Source organism: Tissierella pigra, from assembly GCF_009695605.1.
Lineage (GTDB): Bacteria > Bacillota > Clostridia > Tissierellales > Tissierellaceae > Tissierella > Tissierella pigra.
Map to the genome: position 1 here is coordinate 38,536 of NZ_VUNQ01000020.1, position 21,402 is coordinate 59,937.

16 protein-coding genes are annotated in these 21,402 nt (G+C 29.1%); all 16 read left to right on the top strand.

All coding sequences use genetic code 11. From position 1 onward, the window contains the following. Position 1 precedes the first annotated feature (1 nt). Positions 2–4,144: a hypothetical protein gene (locus FYJ83_RS10440; RefSeq protein ID WP_154440327.1), complete on the top strand. Its 4,143-nt coding sequence runs from the start codon at positions 2–4 to the stop codon at positions 4,142–4,144. A gap of 9 nt (positions 4,145–4,153) precedes the next feature. Then, positions 4,154–6,631 (top strand): PglZ domain-containing protein, encoded by a 2,478-nt coding sequence (locus FYJ83_RS10445; protein ID WP_154440329.1) that lies wholly within the window; start codon positions 4,154–4,156, stop codon positions 6,629–6,631. Continuing rightward, positions 6,628–7,911, top strand: a complete 1,284-nt coding sequence (brxD, locus tag FYJ83_RS10450) for a BREX system ATP-binding protein BrxD (protein ID WP_154440330.1) — start codon at positions 6,628–6,630, stop codon at positions 7,909–7,911. The genes FYJ83_RS10445 and brxD overlap by 4 nt, the downstream gene beginning before the upstream one ends. A gap of 9 nt (positions 7,912–7,920) precedes the next feature. Beyond that, the gene (locus FYJ83_RS10455; protein WP_154440332.1) at positions 7,921–10,059 is read left to right on the top strand and encodes a DEAD/DEAH box helicase; all 2,139 of its coding nucleotides are present in this window, start codon (positions 7,921–7,923) and stop codon (positions 10,057–10,059) included. A 21-nt stretch (positions 10,060–10,080) separates the two neighbouring features. Next, complete coding sequence (locus FYJ83_RS10460; protein WP_078025145.1) at positions 10,081–10,284, top strand: hypothetical protein; 204 nt, start codon at positions 10,081–10,083, stop codon at positions 10,282–10,284. Between the two features lie 35 nt (positions 10,285–10,319). Then, entirely contained in the window at positions 10,320–10,586 is a 267-nt protein-coding gene (locus tag FYJ83_RS10465; RefSeq protein ID WP_229768563.1) for a DUF1653 domain-containing protein, read from the top strand. Positions 10,587–10,601: 15 nt separating this feature from the next. Continuing rightward, on the top strand, positions 10,602–11,207 hold the full coding sequence (locus FYJ83_RS10470; protein ID WP_154440334.1) for a hypothetical protein: 606 nt from the start codon (positions 10,602–10,604) through the stop codon (positions 11,205–11,207). Positions 11,208–11,247: 40 nt separating this feature from the next. Beyond that, positions 11,248–11,952: a hypothetical protein gene (locus FYJ83_RS10475; RefSeq protein ID WP_154440335.1), complete on the top strand. Its 705-nt coding sequence runs from the start codon at positions 11,248–11,250 to the stop codon at positions 11,950–11,952. Between the two features lie 611 nt (positions 11,953–12,563). After that, entirely contained in the window at positions 12,564–13,067 is a 504-nt protein-coding gene (locus FYJ83_RS10480) for a hypothetical protein (protein WP_154440337.1), read from the top strand. A 348-nt stretch (positions 13,068–13,415) separates the two neighbouring features. After that, positions 13,416–13,829, top strand: coding sequence for a hypothetical protein (locus FYJ83_RS10485; RefSeq protein ID WP_059031719.1), 414 nt, complete (start codon positions 13,416–13,418; stop codon positions 13,827–13,829). Between the two features lie 250 nt (positions 13,830–14,079). Further along, positions 14,080–14,646 carry a site-specific integrase gene (locus FYJ83_RS10490; RefSeq protein ID WP_216584934.1) on the top strand — a complete coding sequence of 189 codons (567 nt, stop codon included), beginning with the start codon at positions 14,080–14,082 and terminating at the stop codon, positions 14,644–14,646. 60 nt (positions 14,647–14,706) lie between these two features. Next, complete coding sequence (locus FYJ83_RS10495) at positions 14,707–15,183, top strand: DUF4365 domain-containing protein (protein WP_195837977.1); 477 nt, start codon at positions 14,707–14,709, stop codon at positions 15,181–15,183. Positions 15,184–15,517: 334 nt separating this feature from the next. Further along, positions 15,518–18,814, top strand: coding sequence for a serine/threonine-protein kinase (locus FYJ83_RS10500; RefSeq protein WP_195837978.1), 3,297 nt, complete (start codon positions 15,518–15,520; stop codon positions 18,812–18,814). 2 nt (positions 18,815–18,816) lie between these two features. After that, positions 18,817–20,151: a hypothetical protein gene (locus tag FYJ83_RS10505; protein ID WP_154440341.1), complete on the top strand. Its 1,335-nt coding sequence runs from the start codon at positions 18,817–18,819 to the stop codon at positions 20,149–20,151. 52 nt (positions 20,152–20,203) lie between these two features. Next, positions 20,204–20,959 (top strand): hypothetical protein, encoded by a 756-nt coding sequence (locus tag FYJ83_RS10510; protein WP_195837979.1) that lies wholly within the window; start codon positions 20,204–20,206, stop codon positions 20,957–20,959. A gap of 51 nt (positions 20,960–21,010) precedes the next feature. Next, a complete protein-coding gene (locus FYJ83_RS20285; protein WP_195837980.1) occupies positions 21,011–21,292 on the top strand; it encodes a DUF1643 domain-containing protein in 282 nt (93 codons plus the stop codon). Positions 21,293–21,402: the final 110 nt, after the last annotated feature.

A 21,402-nucleotide genomic window follows, 5' to 3' on the forward strand; every position in this document is an offset into this window, starting at 1 on the left:
AATGAAGATTAGAGAGATTATTGAAGTACCTAAGATTGATAAAATTGTTAGGCTTACAGATAATATGTCTGATCAAGCGGATAAAAAGAAACTAGAGGACTTACTTAAAGGCTATGTCATTACTGAAAGTGTTGAAAAGAATCTAAGCAATTTTTTCTACAAAATAACTAATTTTAAGGATAAAGGTCACGGATTTCTCATATCGGGGCTTCCCGGATGTGGTAAGTCTCATTTTATGTCTGTTTTAGGATTGCTTGTTAAATACAATGAAACATTTAATATAATGAGAGGAAAAAGCGAATCTATCGATAGTGCAAAAACCTTTTTTGAAAAAAGAAAAGTTTTTGTTGTACCAATTATGGCAGAAGAGGGTGGACCTGAGATTTCACTAGAAGAAATGTTTTTCAATGCTGCAGAAGATATAACAGGTTTTCCTTTTACTGATGATAGTTACTATATAAAACAGTTTGAAGAGGCTATTGTAGCAAATTCTAATTATGAAAAAAAGGTAGACGATTTTGTAAGAATAGATTCAGAGGGAATGTTCTTAACGTGGGCTGATTTCAAATCAAAGATTAAGAGTAGCAGAACTATAACAAAATTGATCAAAGCCTTTATTGATAAATATGAAATTACATTTTTCAATCCTAATAGAGGTAGAAAGGATAGATTAGATTATCTTTATAAGTGGTTAGATGAAGAAAACTATGATGGTGTACTTGTATTAATTGATGAATTATCAGAATACTTGAACGACAGAGGGGTTAGGGCAAGAAATGATGCACTATTTCTTAAAGTATTCCTAGAAAATGCTGAGAAGGAGAGAAATGGGAAGGTTATTCCTGCTTGGATTGTAGGAGCATTTTTATCTTCATTAAATGATATAACAGTACCTGATGTTTATGACTTGATGAAGGACAGGTTTCCAACAGAAAATCAATTTACATTAAAAGTAGATGATGTTGAGGAAATAATAGATCAAAGGCTAATCATTAAGAAAAAGTCAGATAAAATTGAAGAAGCCTATGTATTATTAAAAAATAAATATAATGCTTTTGATAAAGTGGATAAAAAGACATTTCAACAAGTATATCCTCTTCACCCAGAAACTCTTAATATTCTTTCAAAATCTGTTCGGTTCTTATCAAGACAAAGATCAATTGTTGATTTTGTATTAAGTGAAGTAAAAGGTAATTTAGATGAGGGCGGCAAGACAAAAGGGATAATGGATGAGGATTTTTTAAGACTTGTGACTCCAGATAGAATACTTAATCATTTTCAAGAGAGAATCAGAGAATTAAGCGATAAGAGAGAATACTTTGAAAGCATTTATTCTTATTATATGGGCCCTGAAGGTTTAGGAAATGGGAAAATCAAAGAGTTATTTAAAGACGGAGATACTGATAGGGAAACCGCTTGCAAGTTAATCGATGTTATGACACTTTTGAAAATATTAGATTTAGAGAAGGAGTACAATGTCAGAGATTTAACATATATGATTCAATATCCTAAGATGCAGGGAGATTTTGCTGAAGAAAAAGTAAATAAAATTCTTCTAAGGATGTATGACAAAGGAAGATTCATTGAAATTGACCCAAGTAACAGCGATAGTAATGTAGGAGACAATAAATACTATATAAATAAAGATGTAAGTCTTTCCACTAAAATTAATCAAGATTTAAAGAAAAAACTAGGATTACTTGAAGGAGAAAGTGTAGTTTCTATTGTTCCTGAAATTGCAAAAACATTAACCCAGGAACCTTTAAATATAAGTAGTTATTTTAATGAACCTACTCCATATAGAATAAATTGGAACAACACAGCAAGAGAAGGAGTAATTATATTCAATCAAATAGAAAAGATTGGATCAAAAGAATACTTATCAAAGTCACTAAATGACTTAAAAAATTCAGAGAATGATTTTTACCTATACATTGGTACAATTTTTGAGTATGAGCAGCAAAAGAATTTCATAGATAAATCCCTAAAAGAGGTAAGTAGTAATACTAAACAACAATCTTTATTATCTATGTGGTCAAATTATGAAGATGAATCTTCAAAAGAGATTGAAAAAAGGCTATCTAGGGCTATAGTATATTGGCTTCCTTCAGATGAACTAGAAAAAGAAGAAGGAAAGGACAAGTTACAAAGATTAAAGGAGTATTATGCTTATTTAGAACTTCGTAAGGAATATAAGAAGAATAATGAGGATACAAATTCAAAAGAGAGTATCCAGTTACTAGGGAAAGTAGACGAGAAGATATTAAACTTAGAGGATGAAGTTTTTCAAGTACTGAAAAGTCTTTACCTAAATGGCAATTTCTTCAACATAGATGGAAAACTAGACATTAACATTTCTTCTTATGGCAATGAGTCATTAACTAAGATTATAAAAGCAGTTATAGGTAATGTACTTCAACAAGTATATAGCAGCAACAAATTTATTTGTCCTGATGAAAGTCTAGGCTTAACAGATAATGTGACTAATAAATTTTTAAACAATTATATATTTGGTGGAAAAACTGATCCAACGGGCATAGATGTCAGTATAATTAAAAATATAGTTAAAAAATTTGGAGAAGCCAATATAAAAATAGATTCCTTTAAATTTACTGTGGATTCAAAAAATAATAGTCTTGTAAAACTAATAATAGAAAGTGTAGAAAATAAGGATGAGGTAATTTTTAAGAATCTATATAATAAAGTTAGAAAATCCTCATTTGGTCCAGATAGAAATATGACTGAGATTCTTTTTGGAATGATGATAAAAAAAGGCTTCCTTATACCTGTTAAGAATGATATGCCAGTTGGAATAGCAAATGTGAAAGCACCTTTAAATACTTCTGTTACAAAGTTTAAAATGGGTGAATTTGTTGATGATAAGTATACTGAAGGATTGATAAGAATAACAAAACTCTTCTTTGATAGGAAATTTGAGAAACAAGATCTTTCATTTCAAGAAGAACTTTGGGAAGATTTAATTGAATTTAAAAACAATACAGTATCTACAATAAATAACATATTATTCGAAGTATCCAATTTTAGAAAACCTTTAGATATAGAAAAGGACTGTTTTACTAAGACATATGATATTGTTGATACAATTAAAAGAATATTAGAAGACATTGTAGAGTCTAATGGTTCTAAAGATGGTTTAGAATATTTTATAGAGGAAAATAAAGATAGTATTACCAAGGGTGATTTAGAAAGTCAGTACAAAGACTTTGGAATGATAGTTGAATGGATTAATTCAGAAGTCCCTATGGGTATTAGAAGAGTCAATGTAATGCTTAAAGGATACAAAGAATTTATTCCTGATAAGGAGGAATATAAAGATTTAATTAAACAGTATGAAGATATATATAATCTTCTAAGTAATGGAGATGAGTTCATATTTGGGTCCGTTACAAGTGAAATGAATAAAAAATTTGATATTTTTAAGAACAGTTTTATATCCCTATATGTAGAGGAACATAATAGAGAAAACAGCAAAGAAGAATTTGAAGAACTGAGAAGTATCTTAGAAGATGATAATTTTAAATTCCTATCCAAATTGAGTCATATTGAAAGAATTAATATGGATTATGATTACATCAATATTAGAAATGATATAGATAAACAATTAGAGGGGCAATGTAAGGAATCACCGTTGAAACATATTAATGGCGGGGAGAGTAGTTGCATTTGTCATTTTAAACTAGGGCAGAAGAAATATGTTGATAGTAGGGATTATTTTGACAGTGCAATTGATAATGCTGTATTGGGTTATATAGATGAACTGAATACAAATGCCAATAAAGAGAAGGTATTTAAGTATATTAATGACCTTAGAGAAATAGGAGAGAAGAAAGATGTAATTACTTTAGTGGAAAAGATGTATGAGATACCTCTTGATGATAATAGGGTATATAAATATAAGCAATTTTTGACAATAAATCCTGAGGTTATACCATTCATTGATAGAGCCTTGAAAGTAAATATTAATTTTATACAAAGAGATATCAACAAGTTAATAGAGGTTTTTAAAGATAAGGCTTACTCTAAAGAAGAAATGATACAGAAGTTTACTCAAGTAGTTGAGGGACAAGACGACATCAAACCAAATCTTTATATTAAGTTTACAGATTTTAGAAATGATGATTAGGTGATTATAATGGGTGAAATGTATAGATATTATCTTCAGAAATATTTAGAAAAGATGACTAACTTAGAAAGCCATCTGTTGGTGCTCCAAGATAAGAACAAACTATTGGATGATATTAAGGATATAGAGTTATATCTATATCCTTATAAAGTCATTTTTGCAAACGAAAATGTTGTATTTAGGGCTCTATATGAAGATATAAAAGAAAACAGAGGAAATTATTATATAATAATCTTAAAAAATGAAGATATACAAAATAAATTATTAGATTTCATCAAACGATCTGAAGGCGGAACAGTAAAAGAAATCACTATGCAGTCACTACTTGAGTGTGTTGAAGAAGATCTTAAATGGAATGAAGAAGTTAACGAGTTTGGTAGTATAGATATTAAGAAAAAGTTCAATGAATTAATTTACTATCGAAAACTTATTAGAAAAAGAAATATAGAGAAACTCGAGACCGATAAAGTGATGTTATCTTCATTACTTGAGTTAGATGCTGTTCATATAAATGATGAGGCAGATTGTTATTTATATTATAGAGATATAAGAGATTTATATGGTGGAATTGGAAACTTAAAATTTAGGACTGATGTAAAAGGCTTGATTCGAAAGATATTTTTAGAATATGGCTCAATTTTATCGAATGTAATAGAAATGAATTTATTTGAAGAATTTGAGCGTTTCCTATGGGTATGCTGCGGATTGGATAGTTTTGATAGACTTTCTGATGAAAATTTAAAAATTGTTCTAGAGGATGAGTACGAAAAACTGAATGCCTTTACTGAACACTTAGATAAATTGGTGGAGTTTGCAAATCTTATAGGTAAAAAAGATAAAAAATATTATATACAAAAGAAGGATTGGGCTGAAAAATTAATACTAAATGCAAAAATAGATATTCTCTCAAGTGAACATAGTTATAAGGAAATACTTAGAGAGGGAACTGGTTCTCTAATTAATGTTCTTGAGAGTATAAAAGCCGTGCTTAAGGACTATAATTTGGAAGGGCTAAAGAAGGTATTTAAGTATAATTTAGATAACCTTTATGAACTAAATGTATTAATTAAAGAAAATGTTAATTATAAGACTGAAAATATTAGTAAATTAACAGATTTATATGATTTAATAATCAATTTCTTTAGTAGAGTGGAATATGCTGAAAAACAAATATATTTTGCCGACAGCATAAGTAGTTATAGTGAATGGGAGTCTTTTTATAAGAATTATCTTTATGATTTGCAATATAAATTATCAGAATTGAGATATTTAGATAAACAAAACTTAATAGATGAGCATAGATACGTTTTGGTCGATAAACGCGTGAGTAATATATTAAATAGGTATAGGGAGAATTTTGCAAGATTTCTAGAAAAAGATTATGATTATTGGATCAATAGTCCTTACGGGGTATCAAGGCCTTTGTTAAATAGCGATATTCCTAATATACTCAATTTAGATTCCCAGAAGACATATATTATTATTTTTGATGGTATGAGATATGATGCTTGGGAATATATTGTTAGACCTTACTTTGAAAAAGTATTTACAGTTAGAAATACAAAATACAGGAGTTCTTTTGCACTTCTACCAACTATTACTTCAATTTCAAGAGAGGCTATATATTCAAGTATTCTAAAGGAAAATAAGAATGATACCACTTTCCTTACTAAGCCAGAAAGTGTAAAAAAAGAGGAACAGTTAAAAGAGATAATATTACAAGATAAAAAGATAAATATATTAATATTTAATATGTTCGATAATGACGGACACAAAGCAACAGAAGATTTCTATATATTCTACGATAAACAGAAAAAGGTTTTTGAAAATAGTATAACAGAACTATTAAAAATGATTACTGAAGATTCAAATATTGTAATTGCTTCGGACCACGGATTAATGCGTGTTGATGAAAATATTAATATGAAGGACCAAGAAGGAATAGTAAGCGTTAAATCAAGATATTTAAAAACCAATGGAGAACCTTATTTAGGTAGATGTATAAATATCAAAGATAGTATTGCATTGTCGTACGATAATAAAGGATATTTTGTAGGTGGTGGTGAAAAGGATTTTTACAGTCACGGTGGTGCAAGCATTGAGGAAGTAATTGTTCCATTTATAATTGCAGAGGCAAAAGTAACAAAGAAGGATTCTATCTTTATTGGGGAAAATTCTTTATCATCTACATATTCAGAGATATTGCAATTAGATCAAGATACCAAATTAAAGTTAAAATTCAAATTAAGTGAAAAGGAAAGAATTATACTTACTTCATTATATGGATTTAAAAATCAAACTATAAGTAATAGGGATATTGAGAAGATATTAAAAAACAAAACAGGATCCGCAGGATTAGTAAGTGCAATAGTAAGAAGACTTATTAAAAAACTACAAAAAGACGGACTAGATATCATTGAAGAATCTGCTATGGGTGATTTAATTATGTATAAGTTTAATCACGATAGATTGGAGGAGATACTATGAAGAATGAACTTCTAAAAGATATTATCGACGCTCTGAGGAATGGTACAGTTCCAGCAGAAGGGACAGAGAATATTGCAGTTGGTATAGATGAGGAATTATTAGAAATTGATATACAACTTGATAATGTACAAAAAGGTAAATCTTCATTTAAATTTGTTATTGGAGATTATGGTTCTGGTAAAACTTTTTTTAGTACAGCAGCGAGAGAGAAGGCATATGATAAAGGGTTTGTGGTTTCTTCAGTAGTTATATCACAAGAAGCCCCACTTCATAAGTTTGAAGAACTTTACCGAAAAATTATGGACGGTATGAGAATACCAGATAATAAAAAGATTCCTGCATTTACTCTTATCCTTGAAGAATGGCTTCTAAACATAGAAGACAAGATAATTGAGATAGAAGGAATAGATCCTGAAGAGGATATGGAAAGATTTTCACAAGAAATGTACAAAAGAATTAATGAGGAACTACAGATAGTTGGTTCTATTGCTGCTTCTTTTGCTAATGCAATTAGGGGGTTTTATAAAGCAAAATATGAAGGAAATCAAATTCTATCTCAAGGGGCAATTGCGTGGCTTAAAGGTGAAAATGTAAGACCAGAGATTAAAAAAGGCTTAAATGTAGCAGGTTCGGTAACTAGAGAAAACTCATTTGAATTTTTCAAGGCATTACTTCATATGATAAAATCTGCGGGATATCAAGGATTAGTAATTTTACTTGATGAGGTAGAAACAGTGCAGAAACTAGTGAGAGCAGATATGCGTAATGCTGCATATGAGAATCTTAGGTTCTTTATCGATGAGGCAGACAAGAATAACTTTCCAAATTGCTTTTTCTTATATACAGGAACCACTGATTTAATGGAGAGTGAAAAGGGATTTAAATCATTAGAACCTTTGTATCAAAGAGTTAAAGTAAAAAGAGATAAAACATTTAAAAACTTAAGGCAGCCTGTAATGTTTTTAGAGGGGCTTAATAAGAAGAAATTAAATGAGGTTGCAAAAAAAGTTAGGAGTATTCACGGTGAGGTATATTCTTGGACTCCAAATGAAAAAGTCAGTGATTCTTTTATAGAAAAACTAATTGATGATATGGCTACGGGTTTTGGTGGAGAAATAAGTATTGGACCAAGAGGTTTTTTAAGAACATTAGTAGATATACTTGATAAGAGCCAAATGTATGACAATTATGTACCAGTAGAGCAGTTCGTATTTAATGATGAAATTAGAACAATGGCAGAAACAGTTGAGAATACTGCTGCACATATTGTTAACTTTTAGGTGGTTAATATGTCAAATTTTCATATGCTTTGTGAACCTATAAAAGAAAAGATTATAAACAAACTTGGTTGGAGAGAGTTAACACCAGTTCAAGAAATGACTATTCCTGAAATAATAAATGGGAAAAATTCAATAATTCTTGCACCTACTGCAGGCGGAAAGACTGAAGCAGCATTTTTTCCTATTCTACATACTATCCATATAGAGGATATAATAGGAACATCAGTGATTTATGTATCTCCAATAAAGGCATTACTTAATAATCAGGAAGAAAGGCTTAAGAATCTTTCTTCTTTTGTATATGGAAGTGTCTTTAAGTGGCACGGAGATGTTGAATCCAGTGAAAAGATTAAGTCATTTAAACAACCACCTAATATACTTATGATTACACCAGAATCATTAGAGGTAATTCTAATGAATAAAAAAATAGATAAGAATAATTTTTTTAAGAATATTAGATTTGTTGTGGTTGATGAAATTCATTCTTTTGCAGATAGTGAAAGAGGAGTTCATCTAATGGCACTTATAGAAAGAATACAGGATTATTCACAATATGATATTCAAAGAATTGGTCTTTCTGCAACTGTAGGTAACCCTAGAACTATTGGTCAATGGATGCAAGGAAGTAGCAATAGAGAGTTGACTATAATAGATCCACCTAGACAAAATAGTCAAAAACTTATTGAGATAAAACTTAACAAGAAAAATGAAGACTTCGGTGCTGAAGTATGTAAAAGAATTTATGGAAAGAAGGCTCTATTTTTTTCTAATAGTAGAAGTGCAGCAGAAGGATTAAAAAAATCTATCGAAGATTATGGCATAGAAACTTTTGTTCACCATTCATCAGTAGATAAAAGATTTAGGGAAAAGGCAGAGGAGAGATTTAAGATTGGCAATAATACTTGTATTATTGCTACTAGTACATTAGAGTTGGGAATTGATATTGGAGATTTAGATATTGTTTTACAACTTGATTCTCCTAATACAGTCTCATCTTTTTTACAACGTATGGGAAGAACAGGTAGAAGAAAAGGTACAATTGCTCATTATGTATTTTTCCCGACGAAATCTAATAAATTTATCTTAGCAATCGCTATATTGAATCTTGCAATTAAAGGGTTTGTTGAAAATGTATACGTTAGTAAGATATCATATGATTTAATGTTTCATCAAATATTAACTATGTCTCTTGCAGAATTTGGTATCAATAAAGATAAAGTTTTTGAAGTGCTAAAAGGAACTTATTCATTTTCAGGAATTAGTAGAGAAGAATATGAAGATCTTCTAGGATATATGATAGATAAGAAATTTATACAAATGGAAAAAAATAATATATATGTAGATACTCAAACCGAAAAAAGTTTCGGAAGACAAAACTTTATGACATTATATTCTGCCTTTGAAACTAATAAGGAATTTACAGTTAAGTATAGAAACAGAAGCATAGGTACATTAGAAAGATGGTTTGTTAATGCATTGGGAGATAACTTTCAATTTATTTTAGCGGGTAAATATTGGCAGACAGATAAGATAGATTATGATAAATCAATAATACACGTAGTAGAAACAAAAACAGCATTGCCTCCAAGGTGGATGAGTGGAGAAGGCTTTTATTCTTATGAGTTATCCCAAGAAATACTCAAAGTATTAAGCACTGATGAAGATTATTCTTTTCTAAATGGTTATGAAAAAAATGTACTAAATGAAATTAGATATGAAGAGAAGGCTTTCGGGCTTAAAATTGGGAAAGTGATTATCGAGGAGATTAAAGATGGATATCACTTTCATACCTACGCAGGAAACCGTGTGAATTATACACTGGCTACTGCTTTAAGTTTAATAAATAAAATGATTGATATAAAAAGTATTACGTGGAGTGGATTTAAGTTAGTTGTGGTAGATAAAGATTTTAGACCAACAGATAAAGAAATCTTAGATGAAATTCACAATATGAAAAATGATGAGGATTATTTTAATTGCATTTATGATGAACTAATCAATCGTGTACCGGACATTTCACTATCTAAATATCAGAGATACTTGCCAGATACATTAAGAAAAAAGATGAGTGCAGATTATGCATATGATGTAGAAAAAACTAAGGAATTCACTAAGAATGTTTCAATAGAAATATTAAAGATATATTAATGTTGGGAAGGGGGAAGAGTTTTGCCTAGTTTTAATAATTTAAAGGATTTAGAAAATTATCTAAAGAAAAATCCTGAAATAGTACTTGAACAAAATATAGGTAAAGTAATCGAATATGAGTGTCCTAAATGTAAAACAGTTGAAAAGATAAAGATTACTTCTAAGAATAAGGGAAGATGTCAAAAGTGCAATAGTGATATTGAAATCACAATGGTTATAGAATAATCTAAGGCTATTTTAATTTTAGGGGAGTTTTTACAATGAAAGATAATAATTCAGTAGTTTTTACAAAAGATAGAAAGATGAATAATCGTAATTTAACAATCGGAAAGAAATATAGGCATTTTAAAGGAAAGGAGTATCTTGTTTTGCATATTGCAAGACATTCAGAAACATTAGAAGAACTTGTTGTTTACCAAGCATTATATGGCGAAAAGGGTATCTGGGTAAGACCACTTGATATGTTTTTAGAACAGGTTGAAGTTAATGGGATGTTAGTAAATAGATTTGAAGAGTGTGAGGAATAACAAGGAGAGATGGGTATGACCTCTGTAAAAAGATCAGAATGTATAGATGATATAACTTTACACGAAGCAATCAAAAGAGTTATAAATGAATACGGTTCTACTACAGTTGAAGAAATAACTTTAAGAGTTAATGAATATGGTCTATATGAAAGAAAAGATAAGAAACCTATACCTAAAAATCAGGTAAGTGCTCGAATTAGAAAATATCCTGATCTGTTTATAATAGAGGATGGGAAAGTGTACCTAAATTGTAAAAACAATATTCTATCCATTGAGGCATTTGTAGGAGGTTATTTTGGAAGTTCTTATCAAGTGTCAATAGACTTAGAAAACAATACTGCAACTTATAAAAAACTTGAAGATGGTTATGAGATTATTAATGATAGAGAAGTTGTGATAGAAAATACTGAAATTGAAAAGTTTCGTTCGGAATTAGAAAGTATCCGTATTTTAAAATGGGAGAAGGAATACTTTGCTTCTGTTTTAGATGGGACAAGTTGGTCAATTATTATTAAAACCGCAGATGGGGAATTTGAAAGTAGTGGTTCCAATTCTTTCCCAAGAAATTGGAATAGGTTTTGTAGTAGCATAGAGAAGATTATTATGAGTGAGTTTAGGTGATTGCAGTATCTAAAAGTAAGGGTAAAAGAAGGTGAATTATATGCTATCTAAACAAGATATTAAGAAAATGTGTGAGGCTCCTGCTGATAATAAGGCATATTATAGGCCAATCATCTGTAAAGGTGAATTATCTAAAGTTGATATTTTCTTTGTAGGCACCAATCCTGCGACTCCGATTTATCCATTAGATATGGATTTGGATACATATGTAGATTTACTTATGAATTATGAAAGATTTATTGAGTTTTATAAGATGTACAGAGTAAAAAAAGGTAAACAAGAAGTTTCTCGAACTCGTACTGGTATGAAATCTTTTCTTAATTGGCTCTCAAGTAATACTTGTGAAGCAATTGCTGAGACAGAAGTTATCCCTTATCCAACAGAAAGCCTAAAATTATTAAAAAAAGAACCTGACTTTATAATTGAGCGAGGTAAAGAAGTGTTCTATGAGTTACTTATGGAAATTAAGCCTCGATTAATTATTCTTCACGGAAAGAGAACTGTTGAATATTTTGATGAAATATTAACTGAAAGAGGTGCTATACCCTCAAAATCTATTTGCTTAGATAAAACTATTGAAGATATAGAAAAGCAACTACCGTTATATAGATTTAAATATCAAAATGGAAAGATTGCGAGTATTATGGCTTGTAGACACTTTATGTATTATGGTATGAAAGGGGAATCATTTAAGTCATTTAGAGAAAATATCTTAAAGGTATTAAAAGATAATATACATCAATAATATTTGTTAAGAGTAATTTAATTTTGAAGGTTTTATAATATAAGTTTAATAGAAATTAAGTGAACAGGTAATTTGGAATTCGTTAGATAATGATTTAATGCATTCCAAACTATCTGTTTTTTTATTTTGAAAATTGTGATTAAATTTATAAAAAATGCTTGACAAATTCAATTTTTGTTTATAAAAAAGTTTCCATAGACAAAAAAGATGAAACTGTAATGTAACTTTTTCATCTTTTTCATCCTTTTTTGCATAAAAGAAGAGATACATAACAGGAAATGAGTTAGAAAATGGTAAATTTGGAATGATTCGAATAAAAAATTTTGCTTTTAAAAAGTGGTCTCAAACTCAGTGATGGTGATGTGTTAGCAATTTTTATCTACGAAATTACGGAAATAAACTTTAATAGTAATAGTTTACAGCCTTTTAAGCCTTTCGATATAATTATATTATAAAGAATAACGGCCTTTATTTCTTTTATAAACTGAAACTTCAATTAAGTTCAAAGATATTTTTTAAAAAATTTATAGTTTATTGTTTTATTAGGTGAAAGTTGCAACTATGTGCGATCTTATAAGTAACACTGCTAAATATAAAAGGGAGGAATAAAAATGCAAATTTTAAAAGAACGTATAAAAAATGCTCAAAATGGTGTGGAAACATTAGAAATGCTTGATAAATATATTAATGATTACCCAATGGGAGAACCTTTAACAGGTTATGAGTTTGACTTTGCAGCAACTCTAATTAAAGAAGAAGAGTTTGTTATAACCGAAAATGGATATAAGGTTGGTTTTGTAAAAGGAAGGTCTTTCGCTTATTTTATCTATTACAAAGAGATACCTTCTTTATATGAAAAAATTAGCGGTATTGATAGGAATTTTTTAATCCATCAGTGCAATACTCTTTTATTTATTATTAATATTCAAGAGTTTTCAAAAAGAATACTTCATTTTTTTGAGAATATTAATGATAGCATAACATCAGAAGGTTTGAATACATTAATTTGTAATTATCTAACTCTTGTTTATGGTAGTGTGGAAAATTATCAAAAGAAAAAACAAGAATTAAGAGAATGGTATGAGGAAAAAATTGGGAAAGAGAGTGGAGAGTAATCTCCATTTCTTTTACTATAGCCTAGGGGTACTAGAAAAATATATTTCATTTAATATCCTCAACATAATATAAATTATGCTGCCGTTGTCCGCTTTTACCCGAGGATCAAGAGATGATTAATACAAAATATCAACATAGTTTAAGAGGAAATTGCAGTATTATTTGAAGACATAATTTATGGAGTGTTATTTAGTAATAAAACATCTGTTAATGATAGAAGTTTCAATGTAGTTAACACAGTTTTATCGCTATTGATTAGCAGCAGTTGTTAGCCATAGAATTGCTAAAACAGATTACACCATAATATGGTATTATAAAGAAAATATCATTTATAAGGGGGAGAAAGGATGTCGATTCCAAATTTGCAAATTGTGCTCAAAACAATCAGAGAAAATTATAATTGCTCGCTAACAACCATTAAAGGTAAACGAATTATGTTTGAAGGAGTGAGCAATAACAAGAAATTAGTTCTTTGTACTCCATCTTCAAAGTTGCATTCTCAAGGTAAAGGCTGGTTTGATCTCACAACTAAACAAGTCGAACTTCTAGATGATTCAGACATTTCGATACTTGCAGTTCGGTTAGAAGGAGGAAAAGTATATTATATTAACTTTAAAGATCTTAGAAGGTTAATGGAACCAGAGATGATACTTGAGAACCCAAGAGAAGGTAAACACTGGAAGTTTTATGTTTGGCCAAGTTATTTAAAAGTTCAAGGTAATGAAAAAGAATTTCATATTCAACCTGAAGTTGTTTACTAAGAAGTAGATACCCTTCCATTTGATAAAATTTATAAGAGTCAGGTGATAATCCTGACTTTTGTATTTAAATAATTTTCTATTCGAGTGTAACACAATTAAAAAAGAGTTAATCTCATAAAATGGCTGAAAGCCTTGAAAAATAAACATCCCTTTAATAATGTCATAATTTATGTCTTATTAGTGTAACATATTGGGCTGCCTTATAACAGTAAGCGTGATATAATGAGACTAGAAAAAATTTCTGGAGGGAGTGTTTACCATAGAATTAGTTCAGCCAATAAAAGATATGGATAAGATTATTGAACTCAAAAGAGAACTGCTGAAGCGCAATTATAAGTATTATATGCTTTGTATTATGGCATTTAACACAGGAATGCGTATTGGAGACATAATTTCTCTAAAAGTTTCAGATGTAAAAAATAAAACTCATATTGTTATTAGAGAAGAAAAGACAAATAAAACAAAGTTGTTCCCAATCAATGAACAGTTAAGGCAGGAAATTAATAGTTACATTGTTGGAATGCAAGAAGAAAATTACTTATTTCCAAGCAGGCAAAAAAATGCGAATGGGGTAAAATCACATATTACTAGAGTACAGGCCTATAGGTATATTAAAAATGTAGCAGAGAAATTAGGAATAGAGAACTTTGGAATGCATTCGTTTAGAAAATCATTTGGCTATTTTTACTATCAACAAACAAAAGATATTGCAAAATTAATGCAGATTTTCAACCATAGTTCTCAGGAGGTAACTAAAAGGTATATTGGATTATCACAAGAGGAAATCGACGAAAGTTTGCAGAATTTCTTTTTATAACAATTATAGATGTAATATTCCTAGGGCTAGAAGTTTAGATTTTATAATGGAGGGAGATATATGCCAAATACTGATTGGTCTTTATTAAACACATTGCAATTAGGGCGATATGCTGAATATTATGCAAAAATGGAATTTGCTTCTTATGGTCTAGAGATATATTCATCTGAGGTAGATGATCACGGAGTAGATTTTATTGTAAAAGATAAAAATGGTCGTTTTTGTGAAATACAAGTAAAATCTTTAAGAAATAAAGGGTATGTTTTTGTTCAAAAGAGCAAGTTTGATATAAGTAATAAAAATTTGTACCTTACATTATTGTTATTTGAAAATGGAAAGAGTCCTGATATGTTTATAATTCCATCAGGGGTATGGGAAAAACCTAATGAAGTATTTGTTGATAGAAACTATGATAAACCCGGGCAAAAAAGTGCTCCAGAGTATGGAATTAATATATCACTGAAAAACTATGATATCTTGGATATATTTAGGTTTCAAGAAGTCATTAGAGAATTTACTGAGAAAAAATTATGTTAAGAGAAATTAGAGAGTAAAATTAATGAAACAAAGCGTCAGACTTGGAAATAATCTAGTGCATTTTATTTTTGTAAATGAACACTCATCCGCTAGAAAGAAATCCAATATTATTTTAGATCAAATAGAAGACGATGATTAATATTAGTCAGTCTTCTATTTTTTGTGGCAAGAATTTACAATATCATATATAATTATAGTAATAGATTTGTCGATACCAAGTATAAAAGTATAACTATGATATCACTATGTTGTATTGGTCGGTATTAATTCTTCATTTTATTAGAACAAGATGTATGAATGAATGCAAAAAAGAAGTAAGGAGGGGTTGGGTAGGATGGTACTAAGCAAATATGAAGTTGTAAGAATATTAAAGCCAGGAAATAACAGTTATTCAGAGGTATCTGAGATTAAAGATATATCCACAGAGAAACATTATGCTATGAAAATAATTAAGGGAATTAATACTCCTTTACATAATGTTATTTTTGAAAGAGAAGTAGGGGCATTAACTAAATTAAGAACGTGTAGTAATATCGTCAGATTAGAACATTATGATATTCATAATGATGATAATTATGGAAAATGCGGACGAGTATTTCTAGAGTATATTGAAGGGGAACAACTGCAAAAAATTGATGTCCTAGAATTAAATACTATTGAAAAAGTCAAAATTATAGAGCAATTGATAAGTGCTATTCAGACAGCACACGAAAATAATATAATACATAGAGATATAAATCCTAAGAACATAATGATTACTCCAGATAAACAAGTTAAATTAATTGATTTTGGAATTAGTAAAATAAAAGATATGGTAAACTCTGATACTTTATTTCAGTTTGCCACCAATAAATATGCTGCCCCAGAAGTTCATACTCATAGTGAGAATGCTACAGAAAAGAGTGATATATATTCATTAGGAGCAGTATTATATTTTATATTTACGGGAGAAGAGCCACCAATAGCAAATGAGTTTGAAACAAAGTTAGAAAAGACTGGTGGAATTGATATTGAATTTAAAGAAATAATCAAAAAAATGGTAAAGTTATCGCCTGAGGATAGATACGATAATATTTTTGAAGTTAGAAAGGAATTAAAAAAGTTATTTAATAGATTTACTAAGCAAAATAGAACTTATATCTTTTCAATTGATTCAGGTAAAATAGTACATATGAGAAATCTTTCTTTAGTTCCTAATAGTGATAATTTTGCTGATATAATAGAAAATTACATTAATGAAGATTTTTTGGAAGCCTATATATTTATTGAAAATGATGATGAAGAAGATAAAATAGAGGAGTTATATACGCTTTATGGTATTCACTATTATTTTGAGTGTTATTATGATGATAAGAACCAGATATTCCGTATTACTAAAGTAGATAAGTTACAACCTTATAAAAGAGAGCAAATTAAGAGAAAAGCAATGTATGTTAATGGGGATGTTAAGTTTATTTTGGGTGGAAAAAGAATACCTTCTAATAATAATTTTGAATTAACAATTAGTACTAAAGATAGCAAAAAGGACTTCTTATCTTCTTCTAATGTCAATAACGAATACACGAAGAAGTTTTTCGCGTGGCATAAATTACTAGATATAATGGAAATAGAATATAAGAAGAATGTTATTAGAGTAAACTATGATTCATTTAAAATAGAAGATAATGTTTGTGTTTTTTCTATTAATGAACAGGATTATTATTTACTTGATGAAAATAAGGATGAAATTACATTTATATATGAAAATACGAAGGGCAAAAGAAATAAGGTTGTTGAGATAGGAAATCTAAAGAGTATTTATATTGATAATGAAAAATTCTATTTAAAACTAAATAATATAAATACGGGGTTGAAGTCAAAGTTACCTAAAATTGGAGTTATATGTGAAGATTATAGAAGAAATCTTTCTTTGATTAATAGAGAAAAAAAGGCCTTAAATTCTTTTAATAATGAAGACTATGTAAGTCCCTCAAATTTAAAAAGCATCTTTTCTGGCATACAATCAGCAAGTTTTTTTAATGCACCTACAGGAAGAGTTTATTTTAACGAATTACTAGATGGAACGCAGAAAAAAGCAGTTACTAAAGCGTTAAATTCTCAAGATATATCACTAATACAAGGGCCACCGGGTACAGGAAAAACTAATGTAATAATTGAGATTTTAAGACAAATACTTGAAATGAACAACCAAGGGCAAATATTTAAACAGAAAATTTTGCTAGTATCTCAAGCACACGCTGCTGTGGACAAGATGCTTGAAGATTTAGATCAAACTTCTAGTGATAATATAAAAGTTATTAGAATAGGAAGAGATGAAAATTTATCAGATACTGTTAGGGAGAAATATGCCGTAGATTATGCACAATCAAGATGGGTTAATAGAATTATTGACGGTAGTAATAATTTTGCAAAAAATTTGTTATCATCTTTAGAAATTGATAAGGAAGAGTTCGATAAGTATTGTGAAGCGATTATGGAAACTAAGTTTTCTAAGGGAGAAGATGAAAAATTATATGAAAGTGCTATGTCTTTTATAACATATTTCGAAGAAAAGTATAAAGAACTATTAGAGACAAAGGACTTTAAATCTCTTCAAATACAAAAAGATTGGGTAAATAGAATTGTTGGTAGAATGGATATTCAGCAGCACTTTATAAAAAATGCTGAGATTGTTTCAGGAACTTGTACAGGTGTTATATCCAATTATGTAATAAATGATATGGTATTTGACTATGTAATAATCGATGAAGCAGCAAAAGCAACATTTCCAGAATTATTAATATCCATCATTAGAGCAAAAAAAATTATAATGGTTGGCGATCATAGGCAACTTCCACCAGTATTGGACGAAGAACTAATAAAGAATAGTAAGCAAACATTTATTGAGAGCAACTTAGATTTTAATACATTATATAATAGTATATTTATGAAACTATTTGAACATCTTCCTAGTGAAAATAAGCAAGTGTTAAATACACAATATAGAATGCACCCCACTATTGGAACAATGATAAGTCAACTTTTTTATGATAATCAAATTTTAAATGGAGTTTCAATAAAAGATAGAAAGCATAATATCAAGAAGTATATGGACTTAGCCATTGTTTGGCTAGATACCTCAAAGTCACCAGATAGATTTGAGGAGAATATTTCAACTACGTATAGGAATATGCTAGAGGCAAATATTGTAAAAGAACAATTAAAACTTATAAATAACAGTATAGATAGTTCTGAGTATGATGTAGGGGTTATTACACCATACAGTGGGCAAAAGAATTTAATTCGTAATGAAATACAGCAAAATACCTATGATAACATAAATAGTAATGTAGTAGTGAATTCAGTTGATGCTTTTCAGGGCGGTCAAAAGGATATAATAATTTATTCTACTGTCAGAAGCAGTGATAAACACAAAAATATTGGATTTCTAAAATCCGAAGAAAGATTAAATGTTGCATTTTCAAGAGCGAAAAGACTTTTAATAATAATTGGAGATGCTGAGTTTTTAAGTGATACAAGCATTAATGACAACAAGTTTCCATTAATAATAAAATATATAAAGGAAAATCCGGAACATTGCAGGATCATTGATTATCTTTCTTTAAATGCAGACGGAAATAGGGAGGTTTAAATATGTGGAATATTGCTTATGATTTAAATAGATTAATTCCTCCTATAAAAAGTGGCTATAACTTTATTAAATCGATAAAGTTATATATACCGTATAAAGAAATAGGACTTAAGACATTGGTTAGAAAAGAACAACCATTACCCTTTTTTTATGAAATAATACTGAAGTTAGTTGACTGTAAATATAATGAAATACATAATATTTCAGAATTGACTGGTGTAGAAGAAGAAATTTTAAATGATGTAGTAGGTGAGATGTCAGGGAGCGACTTATTATACATCAAGAGTAACATAATTACTTTAACACCTAAAGGAAAGGAATCATTGAATAAATTAAAAAGGACTGTTATTGAAAAAGAGGAATTAAATAGGATTTATATAAATGCTATTACTGGTGAAATCAAGGATTTAGATCGTACATATAAAAAACCTGATTATATGTGTCCTTGTTTAGACGAAAAAATTAAAATTACTGATGAATTTATTACAAACCATTTTAGTGATTTTGATGAATATTACCAAAAGAGACAGGAAGACTACGAAGTTAAAGAACAACATAATAGTATCAGAAATGAAATTTACCAGATAATTGGGAAAGAATATGAAAAATTATGTTATATTGAAGAAAGAGCATTTATATATAAGAATATTAGAGATAATGATTTATTATTTGAATGTGAAAATGACCCAGAGAATATATATGGAAATACTCTTGCAAGACAAATTTATGACTGCACTGGTGCAAGAAGTTTTTTAGTTCCTCCTTTTAATTGTGGCAAATATTTAGACATACAAGTTAGTATAGATGGTGAAAAAAAGGAAAACACTGAAAAATTAGTGCAGGTTTTATCGAATAATACTACTTTAGATAATAAAAGTAAGGAAGAGATAGAAGAATACTATTTTACGGATAGATATTTATTAGAGAATGAGTATTTCGATATTCTAACTTCATTAAAAAATATTAAACCATCTGAAGTTGTAATATCATCAGGAGAATTATCGAAGATGTTAAATGATGAAGTTATTTCAGCATTACAATCAATTATTAATAAAACTAGAATTTATATTATATATGATAAGAATGAATATAAAATTAGTCAACTAAAGAGTAAATTAATGAATTATATGAAGAAAAATCGAAATAGGATACAATGGATTGAACAAGAGAACATTACTCAAACTGATATAGTATTATATCCTCAATGTTTAATTAACATTAAATATAACCCCATTCCAGTTGGAAAAGACTATTTGATAGAAGAGGTTCCAGAGATAATTTTTGATAGAGAAAAGATAAAGATTCAGAAAGATAGTCTATTAACCAAGAATAAATGATTTTTTCTGTTAATACTTAACAAGTAAAATACTGGTTGAGGAGTGAAAGATGATGTCTCAGATAAACAATAAACCTTTATTGATGACGTCTGATAAATATGTAATGTTGAGACAGAAGTACGACTATAATTCGCCAGACTGTAAATTAGAAATTGTGAAAACAGGTAACATATATAATGTAGGAAAGTTTATTGGAATATTTGCAAGAGAAGTACCAAATGGAAATCCTAATGGTATAAATATTAGAAGATTTGAAAGTATTGTACAAGAAGTATTTCAAGATTGCTATGCTGCATTTATCTCCAATAATCTTACAGATAATCATATAATAAATTTGAAGCAAATATCTTCAGCAATTGTATACTGGAAAATGACAAGTCAAGGTGGGCGTGCTAAATTAAAGATGGACAATGTCTTGGCTAAGTGGAATGCTGACACGGTAAATCAGTTAATGAATGCATATGAGAAAAAGGATATGTCACTTTTCCGAATTGGAGGAGTTAGAATACCTACAGCAACAACATTTATGCGGTTCCTGTTTCCAAATGATTTTGGAGTGATGGACTCCCGTGTAGTAGGCAATCATACACAACCTAATGGTATAACGGCTCTTAGTTTAAGAAAAGATGGTTATATAAATGATACTAAGCAGAATGTAATAAAGTATGAAACTGAATATACAATATTTCTCAGAAGTCAGGCAGCATATCTTAATGAGTTGGGTATTAAATTTAAAGATGTTGATGATCGGGGGAAAATATTTTTATCAAAATTTCGTGCTTCTGATATCGAAATGAGTTTATTCTAAACGATAATTATCAATAGGATAATGTTTAAGGCGAGAACAAGTGAAAAGGGTGTGAAAACAATTAAAGATATAGTTGAAGTTAAGAATATGATTGAGACAGACCAGAAGCAAATAAATACAGAAGTGAAATTTTTAAAAGATGGACAACATACATATCGATACCTGTTAAAAAAACAATGGAGTGAAGGTAAAAATACCGCAGCAGTCATAATGTTAAATCCTAGCAAGGCTAATTCTCTAAAAATGGATCAAACGGTTATGAATGTTATGAATTATCTTGTTGATAATGGATTTAGTGGTATGTCCATAGTTAATTTGGATAGGCTATACTAAATAGGACAATTCTTTTCCGAACATGATATAATTATTATAGGAGGAGAATAGAATGTCTAGAAAACATTATGAAGAAAACTTTAAAAAGCAAATAGTCAATATTTATAATC